This window comes from Streptococcus sp. DD12, from assembly GCF_001578885.1.
Taxonomy (GTDB): Bacteria; Bacillota; Bacilli; order Lactobacillales; family Streptococcaceae; genus Streptococcus.
Window position 1 is genome coordinate 1,297,198 of the sequence record NZ_KQ969495.1, and the last position, 10,174, is coordinate 1,307,371.

At 42.6% G+C, this 10,174-nt stretch carries 9 protein-coding genes; all 9 read left to right on the forward strand.

All coding sequences use genetic code 11. The features are described from left to right. The first annotated feature begins 42 nt into the window (after positions 1-42). From pth to ftsH, 9 genes are read left to right on the forward strand one after another with little or no spacing between them, the layout of a single operon-like run. The gene (pth, locus tag STRDD12_RS06085; RefSeq protein ID WP_066916128.1) at positions 43-612 is read left to right on the forward strand and encodes an aminoacyl-tRNA hydrolase; all 570 of its coding nucleotides are present in this window, start codon (positions 43-45) and stop codon (positions 610-612) included. Beyond that, a complete protein-coding gene (gene mfd, locus STRDD12_RS06090) occupies positions 609-4,100 on the forward strand; it encodes a transcription-repair coupling factor (protein WP_066916130.1) in 3,492 nt (1,163 codons plus the stop codon). Before pth ends, mfd begins: the two co-directional genes overlap by 4 nt. 57 nt (positions 4,101-4,157) lie before the next feature. Next, positions 4,158-4,424: an RNA-binding S4 domain-containing protein gene (locus tag STRDD12_RS06095; protein ID WP_066916132.1), complete on the forward strand. Its 267-nt coding sequence runs from the start codon at positions 4,158-4,160 to the stop codon at positions 4,422-4,424. Continuing rightward, entirely contained in the window at positions 4,417-4,788 is a 372-nt protein-coding gene (locus STRDD12_RS06100; protein WP_066916134.1) for an FtsB family cell division protein, read from the forward strand. Before STRDD12_RS06095 ends, STRDD12_RS06100 begins: the two co-directional genes overlap by 8 nt. A 2-nt stretch (positions 4,789-4,790) precedes the next feature. Next, the gene (locus tag STRDD12_RS08520; protein WP_197456653.1) at positions 4,791-4,928 is read left to right on the forward strand and encodes an SP_0009 family protein; all 138 of its coding nucleotides are present in this window, start codon (positions 4,791-4,793) and stop codon (positions 4,926-4,928) included. Continuing rightward, complete coding sequence (locus STRDD12_RS06105) at positions 4,925-6,190, forward strand: serine hydrolase (protein ID WP_066916136.1); 1,266 nt, start codon at positions 4,925-4,927, stop codon at positions 6,188-6,190. Before STRDD12_RS08520 ends, STRDD12_RS06105 begins: the two co-directional genes overlap by 4 nt. Positions 6,191-6,216: 26 nt before the next feature. Continuing rightward, positions 6,217-7,446 carry a tRNA lysidine(34) synthetase TilS gene (tilS, locus tag STRDD12_RS06110; protein WP_082753069.1) on the forward strand — a complete coding sequence of 410 codons (1,230 nt, stop codon included), beginning with the start codon at positions 6,217-6,219 and terminating at the stop codon, positions 7,444-7,446. 8 nt (positions 7,447-7,454) lie between these two features. Continuing rightward, positions 7,455-7,997, forward strand: a complete 543-nt coding sequence (hpt, locus tag STRDD12_RS06115; protein ID WP_066916257.1) for a hypoxanthine phosphoribosyltransferase — start codon at positions 7,455-7,457, stop codon at positions 7,995-7,997. Positions 7,998-8,009: 12 nt separating this feature from the next. After that, complete coding sequence (gene ftsH / locus STRDD12_RS06120; protein WP_066916138.1) at positions 8,010-10,001, forward strand: ATP-dependent zinc metalloprotease FtsH; 1,992 nt, start codon at positions 8,010-8,012, stop codon at positions 9,999-10,001. The last annotated feature ends 173 nt before the right edge of the window (positions 10,002-10,174 follow it).

Sequence of the window (10,174 nt, forward strand, 5' to 3'; positions counted from 1 at the left end):
GCTAGTGGCTGGCACTGTATGAAAGCAAGGAGGTAAAGTGGCATGACAAAGATGATTGTGGGGCTGGGAAACCCTGGGAAAAAATACGAAAAAACACGGCACAATGTTGGTTTTATGGTCGTCGATCGTTTTGTAGCAAATCAAGGGGAAAACTTTCGGAGTCAGCCAACCTTTAAAGCTGATGTGGCAACTGTTTTTAGCCAAGGCGAAAAAATTCTATTGGTCAAGCCGACAACTTTTATGAATGCGAGTGGTCTGGCTGTCAGGGCGCTCTTGGCTTACTATGGGTTAACCATGGCTGACCTTTTGGTCGTTTATGATGATTTGGATATGGCGGTAGGTAAGCTTCGTCTGCGTGAAAAAGGCTCAGCTGGTGGGCATAATGGGATTAAAAGTATCCTAGCGGAAGCGGGGCAATCAGAATTTTTACGGCTGAAGATTGGGATTGGTCGCCCTCAAGTAGGGAAAGTTGTAGACCATGTTCTAGGTCGTTTTGATACGGATGATGCCATTAGCGTGGACCTAGCCATTGATAGAGCGCAGAAACTTTTGCAAGCATGGATTTCAGGACTACCCTTTAAGCAATTACAAGAGGAATTAAACCGCTTATGACAACACTTATTGAGGTCTTTGGACAAAATACTGCAATTGCTAGCTGGCAATCAGGACTGGTTTCTCAAAAACGTCAACTGTTGATGGGAGTTTCTGGGACAACTAAGGCGCTGGCCATTGCTAGTGCTTTTCAAACGACTGGTGGTAAACTGGTGGTCGTCTGCGCCAATCAAGGGGAACTCGAGCGATTATCTAGTGATTTGGTGTCTCTTTTAGGAGAAGAAACAGTTTACCAATTTTTCGCAGATGATGTGCCTCAAGCAGAGTTCATCTTTGCTTCTTTGGATAGAGCCCTGTCTCGGGTGCAGAGTCTAGATTTTTTGCAAAATGAAACGGCACAGGGCATTCTCTTGGTCACCTTGGCAGGGACACGTGTCTTATTGCCCACACCAGAGGCTTATGCCAGTGCCCATGCGCAATTTCGTGTCGGAAAAGAATACGACTTGTCAAACCTGAGTGCCCAGTTAGTTCGTATGGGCTATGAGCGCGTGCCTCAAGTCTTATCACCTGGAGAATATAGCATACGTGGAGATATTCTTGACATTTATACGGTGACAGCAGATAGACCTTATCGGTTGGAGTTTTTTGGGGATGAGCTAGATGGTATTCGCACATTTGACAGTGAGAGCCAAAAATCTTTAGAGGCAGTGTCAAGCGTGACGATTTCGCCGGCTTCCGATGTGTTAGTTGATTTAGCTGATTTAGAAAGGGCTTACCAGCGCCTAGATGGTGCCCTAGCAAAGCTTGAGGAGGTTTCAGAAGACCTCGCAGAAGTCAGAGACCAGTTGTCAAACGGCAAAAGTCCAGAAGAGAGTCGCCAATGGCTGGCCTACCTCTATGAAAAAACAGTAGGGATTTTAGACTATCTGCCAGCAGGGACACCGCTAATTGTGGATGATTTCCAACGATTGACTGAAATCAATGCTAAATTTGATCTTGAAGTAGCGGATTATATTACAGAACGTTTAGAACAAGGTAAGACCTTATCAGACACCTTTTTGTTTGGGGAGAGTTATCGAACGATTCGTCAGTATCAGCCGGCAACGTTTTTATCGAACTTTCAAAAGGGTTTGGGCAATCTCACCTTCACAAGCATGCACCAAATTAACCAATATGGGATGCAGGACTTTTACAACCAGTTGCCTCTTTTGGTTGAAGAAATTCGCCGTTACGAGACGATGAAAGCGACCCTTGTGCTTTTGGTAGATTCGCCAAAACAGATGGATAATCTGCAAAAAAGTTTGCAGTCCTATGACATAGACATTCCTCTAGTCCAGCCAAATCAGCTTATAAAACACCAGGCACAAATTACTTACGGGCAGTTGTCCTCAGGTTTTTATTTTTCAGATGAAAAATTGGTGCTCATCACTGAGCAAGAAATTTTCCGAAAAAAAATGAAACGCCGTGTGCGTTCTAGTAGTATCAGCAATGCTGAACGCCTTAAAAATTATAACGAACTACAAGTAGGCGATTATGTTGTCCATCATATCCATGGGATTGGTCGCTTTTTGGGAATGGAAACCATCGCAGTCGACGGTATTCACCGGGATTATTTGACCATTCAGTACCAACAGGCAGATAAAATTTCAATCCCTGTTGAACAATTAGACCTACTCAGTAAGTATGTGTCTGCTGATGGCAAGGAACCCCATATCAATAAGCTCAATGACGGTCGTTTTCAACGCACCAAGCAACGAGTCGCCAAACAGGTTGAAGATATTGCTGATGATTTGTTAAAACTTTACGCCCAGCGTGCAGAAGAATCCGGCTTTGCTTTTTCGGCTGATGATGACAGCCAACAGAGTTTTGAAGAAGCATTTCCTTTTGTTGAAACACCTGACCAGTTGCAAAGTGTCCGCGAAATCAAAAAAGATATGGAAATGGCTAAACCGATGGACCGTCTTTTGGTGGGTGATGTCGGTTTTGGTAAAACAGAAGTCGCTATGCGAGCGGCCTTTAAGGCAGTAAATGATGGGAAACAAGTGGCTGTTTTGGTGCCGACAACCGTTTTGGCCCAACAACATTTCACCTCTTTTAAACGGCGCTTTGAAGAATTTCCGATTGAGGTAGCCGTACTAAGCCGTTTTCAAACCAAAGCTGAGCAGGAAAAGACGATTACTGATTTGGCCAAGGGGCGTGTGGATATTATCATTGGCACCCATCGCCTCTTGTCTTCGGATATCACCTTTAAAGATTTAGGCTTGATTGTTATTGATGAAGAACAAAGGTTTGGCGTGAAACATAAAGAAAAACTGAAAACCTTACGAACCAAAGTGGATGTTTTGACCTTGACTGCAACGCCTATCCCACGTACCCTGCATATGTCCATGTTGGGAATTAGGGAATTATCAGTGATAGAAACCCCACCGACGGATCGGTATCCTGTACAAACCTATGTTTTGGAAACAGATTACCGGCTTGTGCGTGAAGGGATTTTACGGGAATTAAACCGCGGTGGACAAGTTTTTTATGTTCATAACCGTGTCGATACCATCGAACAAAAAGCTTCAGAATTGCGAGAATTAGTCCCTGAAGCCAGTGTCGGCGTTATTCATGGTCAAATGAGTGAAATCCAGTTGGAGAATACCTTGTTTGATTTTCTAAATGGTGTTTACGATGTCTTAGTTGCCACAACCATTATTGAAACAGGTGTTGATATTCCTAATGTAAACACACTCTTTATCGAAAATGCTGACCATATGGGACTCTCTACCCTTTACCAGTTACGGGGGCGCGTGGGGCGTAGCAACCGGATTGCCTATGCTTATCTGATGTACCGTCCAGACAAATCCTTGACGGAGGTTCAAGAAAAACGGTTAGAAGCGATTAAAGGCTTCACCGAACTGGGGGCGGGATTTAAGGTTGCGATGCGTGATTTATCCATCCGTGGGGCAGGAAATATTTTGGGAGCTTCACAGAGTGGCTTTATTGATTCGGTTGGGTTTGAGTTGTACTCTCAGTTGCTTCAAGAAGCCATTGCAAAAAAACAGGGCAAACAAGTAGCAGACCTGACAGTTGCGACAGAATTGCATCTGGGAATTGATGCCTATTTGCCAGAGGATTATATCCCTGATGAACGTCAGAAAATCGACATTTATAAGCGGGTCCAAGCGATTGCCAATGAAGGCGACTACAGCGATTTACAAGATGAATTAATGGATCGTTTTGGCGATTACCCCGATGCGGTAGCCTACCTCTTAGAGATTGGTTATCTTAAGGCCCTTCTGCAAGCCTGTTTGGTTGAAAAGGTCGAAAAGAAAGAACGCCTGACCACAGTGACGTTTAGCGCTAAGGCAAATCGTTTTTTCAACACACAGGATTATTTTAAAGCCCTGCAAAACCTCTCCCTAAAGACAGGCATTACAGAGGAAAAAGGGCAAATCGTTTTAACCTTTACGACCTACAAACTGTCAGATGCAGCCATTTTAGACGCCTTGCAGACCTTTGCTAAGGAGTTATTGGCCCTCAAAAAAGCCCCAGACGCCTAGAAATATTCAAACATGTTAAAAACATGATATAATAGACCAAAAATGAAGGGAGCCATCATGCGTTTAGACAAATATTTAAAAGTTTCTCGTATCATCAAGCGCCGCCCAGTTGCTAAAGAAGTTGCGGACAAAGGACGGATAAAAGTCAATGGCGTTTTGGCTAAAAGTTCGACGGATTTGAAGATTCACGATACCGTTGAAATCCGTTTTGGGAATAAACTTCTGACGGTACGCGTTTTAGAAATGAAAGACAGTACAAAAAAAGAAGATGCTGGTAAAATGTATGAAATTATTAGCGAAACTAGAGTAGAAGAAAATGCCTAAATCACCTTACACCATCAACCTAAAACGCAAGAAACAGCCAGCAAGTCCTGAATTGTCGGTCGCTCAAGAAGCCGATATTCAGCGCAGACACCGTTTTATTGCGACCATCATGATTTTTGTTATTTTGTTATTTATGATACCGACCTACCAGTTGGTGTCCAGCTATAACAGTTTGCAAAAACAAAAGGCCACTATTATCAAGTTGCAAAAAGAAAAAGCAGCTTTACTCACAAAATCAAAAGCGGAGGAAACCTTGGCAAGTCAGCTCAATGATACGGCTTATGTTGAAAAATACGCACGGGCCAAGTATTATTATTCCAAGTCAGGTGAATCTATTTATCCTGTCCCAAGTCTCTTGCCTTAGTTATGACTAAACTGATTGATACTATTGCCCAATTTTTAGCAGAGTCAGAGGAACATTTGGACCAATTAGCTCAAAAAAATCAGGCAGCTCGCCAATCTCTGACAGCAACAACAAACGATTCGAAAAAGGAGACGACATGAAAAAAGTTGCTCTCCTCTTTTTGCTGGTGATGATGTCGGCTCCGACCTTAACCTACCAGTCAGATTCCACACAAAAGCGAACCAATGCCTCTGCACAAGCAGAAGTCTTGTCTTATTTTAGCCAAGTGCCTCAAAACCCTCTCGTTTTGACACCTCTTGTCAGCTATGAAGACAGTAACCTGACCAAGGCAAATGGCCAAGTCAGCCAGGGACAAACCCTGTCTATCCAAGATTTGCTTATCAATGAGGCCGGTCAGGCTGTTTTCCAACTAACTTCTGGCTCTTACATTTTGGCCAGTCAGAAAGCTATCAGCAATGATGTTCCTCAAAATGAAACACTTGTTGATTACGAGGCCTGGACCCCGGCTAACCTGACCGTATATGATAGTCCACTGACATCACAGTCACAGCCTCTTGCAAAAACAGTGCCAGCTTACAGTAAGGTGCATGTTGTCAAAACGGCCCAGACTCAGGCAGGGACATTCAGCCAGATTGAAAACCTAGGGTGGGTGAGAAGCAGTGACTTATCTCAAACAGATAACCGCATGGAAAAAGTGCAAGCCCTGTTACTACAAAAGTATAATAAAAGCAATTATTCCATTTATGTTAAACAACTAGACACGCAAAAAGAAGCTGGTATAAATGCAGATACGGAGATGTATTCGGCTAGTATTTCCAAATTACCAATTCTGTATTATGTTCAAAGAGAAATCAATTTGAACAAAACGACATTGGGGACAGGTTACAAATACACTGATGCGGTGAACCAGTTTGACGGTGCTTATGATCCCAGTGGTAGCGGGGATTTACCCAAAACAGCAGACAATAAAACCTACAGTTTGAATGATCTAGTAGCGGCTGTCACAACTAATTCTGATAATGTGGCAAGCAACATGTTAGCCTACTACGTGACGGATCAATTTGGCAATGATTTTCAAGACTCTTTAAAGGCTTTGTCTATTACATGGGACATGAAGAGTCGTGTGGTATCGTCGAAAACAGCGGGACTGATGATGGAAGCCCTCTATGACCAAGGGGGAACTGTTCTTGCAGATTTAACGCATACAAACTTTGATACCACGCGCATTGCGAAAAACATCCCCGTCCAAGTGGCGCATAAAATCGGGGATGCTTATGACTACAAACATGATGTGGCAGTGGTCTATGCAGATTCTCCCTTTATTTTATCGATTTTCACGGATGATGCCTCCTATGAGGATATTACCGCTATTGCAGACGACGTCTATGCTATTTTAAAATGATTACAGAACACGATATTATTTCACACATGACAAAAAAAGGATATTTTGCAGCAGGAGATAAGGTTTTGGTTGCCGTATCAGGTGGTCAAGACTCTATGGTGCTGTTAAATATCCTTTATCGTTACCAAAAACAGTGGGGAGTGACGCTTGGCATTGCCCATGTCAATCACCACCAACGCCCAGAAGCAGACCAAGAAGAAGCTTATCTCCGTGATTGGGCAAAAGAGAGGGAGGTGGCTTTCTTTGTTGGTCACTTCAAGGGACAGTTTTCAGAAGCTAGAGCGCGTGAATTTCGCTATGCTTTTTTTAAAAGGACAATGACTGATGCCGGCTATACCTTACTGGTAACCGCTCATCATAAAGATGACCAAGCCGAAACGGTTATGATGCGTTTGATGCGTGGTGGTATTTTACGCCATTTGGTTGGTATCCAGGACAAGCAAACTTTTGGTCCAGGTCATATCTTACGCCCCTTATTAGCCTTTTCAAAACAGGATTTACCTTCTGTTTTTCATTTTGAAGATAGTAGCAATCAGTCGTTTGATTATTTTCGCAATCGTGTGCGTCACCATTTCCTACCAGACTGGGAAAGAGAAAATCCTCACATAAAGGACTGGTTGGTTTCCTATAGTCAAGAAATTGCCGGACTTTATCGTCTTTTAGATAGCGTGATTGATGTGTCACGGACCAGAGACCTCGCTTACTTTCAGGCACAAGACACCATTCTTCAAACTTACTTACTAGAACGCTATCTCCAAAGTTTTCCTGATTTGCAGTTATCTCGGGCGCAATTCCAAGACCTCCTCCATCAATTACGATCCTCAAAAAAATACAATCATCCTCTGAAATCAGATTATTATCTTAAAAAGGATGCCCGTCATTTCACAATAAGCAAAATCGGTCTACAGACGGATAGCACTCTCAGCCCTAGAGTGCTAAAATACCAACATAAACTTCTTCTTGATGGTGTATTGATCAGCTTTGGGGACAAAGACATGTCGGGCTTGCCCTTATATAGTCAAGCAGAAATCACCATAAGGCATCGTCAACCAGGAGATGTTATTTCGTTTGGGGCATTTTCTAAAAAAATTCGTCGGTTATTTATCGATGAAAAGATTTCTCTGGAAGACCGTGAGAAAGCGTGGGTTTTAGAACAGGAAAACCACATTCTTGCTGTACTTGTCTCAGATAGAATATATTTGAGAAAAAGCCCGAAGGGTGGTATAATACAGGGAAAACTCAAATTGGAAAGATGAACACGGTGATCATGGAAAAAGACATCAAAAAAGTTCTTTACACAAACGAAGACATCGTCAAGGAAACGCAAAAATTAGGACAGCAACTCACCAAAGACTATGAAGGGAAAAATCCTTTATTAGTTGGTGTCTTAAAAGGTGCTGTTCCTTTTATGGCTGAGCTGATTAAACATATTGACACGCACGTTGAGATTGATTTTATGGTGGTATCTAGCTACGCTGGAACACAAAGCACTGGTGAGGTCAAAATCCTTAAGGATGTGGATACCAATATCGAGGGTCGTGACGTGATTTTTGTTGAGGATATTATCGATACAGGAAGGACCTTACTTTACCTTCGTGACCTCTTCAAATATCGCAAGGCCAATTCAGTTACCATTGCGACCTTGTTTGATAAGCCCGAAGGACGTGTGGTTGACATTGATGCAGATTATGTGTGCTATGATGTGCCCAATGAATTTATTGTTGGCTTTGGTTTAGATTATGATGAACGTTATCGCAATCTTCCCTATGTCGGCGTCCTAAAAGAAGAAGTCTATAATACAAAATAGAAAGTGTAATCTATGAATAATAAGGGAAATAACGGTGGGATGTTCCGAAATTCCTTTGTTTGGTTAATTGTCATTGTTGCCGCAGTAGCTGGTTTCAATTTTTATTTTAATACTGATACAAGCCAAACAGAGTCAATTTCTTATTCCAAATTAGTGAACCAGATTGAAGATGGTAATATTAAATCCATTAGCTACCAACCAAATGGTAGTGTCATTGAAGTTTCTGGGACCTATAAAACAGCTCAAACTCGTAAGACAACGAGTACGCCACTTGCTTTACTGGGAACGACAAGTTCTCAAAAAGTAACTGGCTTTACATCTTTGACCCTCGCAGATGACGCTTCAATGAAGACTCTGCAAGATGCTGCGAAAACAGCTGGAACCACAGTCAAGGTTAAGGAAGCTAGTCAATCTGGACAATGGTTGTCTCTTTTGATTAGTTTTGGACCGATTGTAATTTTCATTGTCTTTTTCATGATGATGATGAATCAAAGCGGTTCCCGTGGTGGTGGCATGAATGCCATGAACTTTGGCCGAAACAAAGTTAAAGCCACAGAAAATAAAGACATTAAGATACGCTTTTCGGATGTGGCTGGAGCAGAGGAAGAAAAACAAGAACTGGTAGAAGTTGTTGACTTCTTGAAAAACCCGAAACGCTACCGTTCTTTAGGTGCGCGAATCCCCGCTGGTGTTCTTTTAGAAGGACCTCCAGGGACAGGGAAAACTCTTTTAGCCAAGGCTGTTGCTGGTGAAGCGAGCGTTCCATTTTTTAGCATCTCAGGTTCAGACTTTGTCGAAATGTTTGTCGGGGTAGGTGCTAGCCGAGTACGCTCCCTCTTTGAAGATGCTAAAAAAGCGGCCCCGTCCATTATTTTTATTGATGAAATTGATGCTGTTGGTCGTCGTCGTGGTACCGGAATGGGTGGCGGTAATGATGAACGCGAACAAACCCTCAATCAGCTCTTAATTGAGATGGATGGTTTTGAGGGGACAGAAGGCGTTATTGTAATTGCGGCCACTAACCGTAGTGATGTGTTGGACCCGGCACTTCTCCGTCCAGGTCGTTTTGACCGGAAAGTCTTGGTTGGTAGACCGGATGTCAAAGGCCGTGAAGCTATCCTACGTGTCCATGCCCGTAACAAACCATTAGCAAGTGATGTTGATTTGAAAGTTGTTGCGCAACAAACACCAGGCTTTGTTGGTGCAGATTTGGAAAATGTCTTAAATGAGGCTGCTCTAGTTGCTGCACGTCGCAATAAGAAAGTGATTGACGCTTCTGACGTCGATGAAGCGGAAGATCGTGTTATTGCAGGTCCATCTAAAGAAGATAAAACAGTTTCTGAAAAGGAACGTCAGATGGTCGCTTATCATGAAGCTGGTCATACAATTGTCGGTTTAGTGCTTTCGAATGCACGTGTGGTACATAAAGTAACTATTGTTCCACGTGGTCGTGCTGGTGGTTATATGATTGCCTTGCCTAAAGAAGATCAAAATCTCTTATCCAAGGACGATATGAAAGAACAATTAGCCGGCTTGATGGGTGGACGTGTGGCTGAAGAGATTATCTTCAATGCTCAGACAACAGGCGCTTCAAATGACTTTGAACAGGCGACACAAATGGCTCGAAGCATGGTCACAGAATACGGAATGAGTGACATTTTAGGACCTGTTCAGTATGAAGGTAACCACGCCATGATGCCAGGACAATACGGTCAAGAAAAAACGTATTCAGCAGAAACTGCTCGCTTAATTGACGAAGAAGTTCGTCATCTTTTAAACGAAGCGCGAGATAAAGCAGCGGAAATTATTCAAGCAAACCGTGACACTCATAAACTGATTGCTGAGGCACTCTTGAAGTATGAAACATTGGATGCGAAACAAATCCGTTCAATTTATGAAACAGGTATGCTGCCTGAGCCTGATGGTCAAGATGAACCCGTTCACCCTTTATCGTACGAAGAAGTAAAAAAACGCGCTGAAGAAAGCGCAAAAGATGAAGACTAACAAAAAAGAACCAAATGGTTCTTTTTTTATGCTTCAATGTGTAAAAAGACACTCTTAAACGCATAAAAACTAAGAACAAGAGACTTCCCCGAAAAAAATCAAAAAAACTTTCAAAAACCTATTGACAGTAGAGGCGGATATTTAGTATACTAATTTAGCTGTCAGGGCGAAGG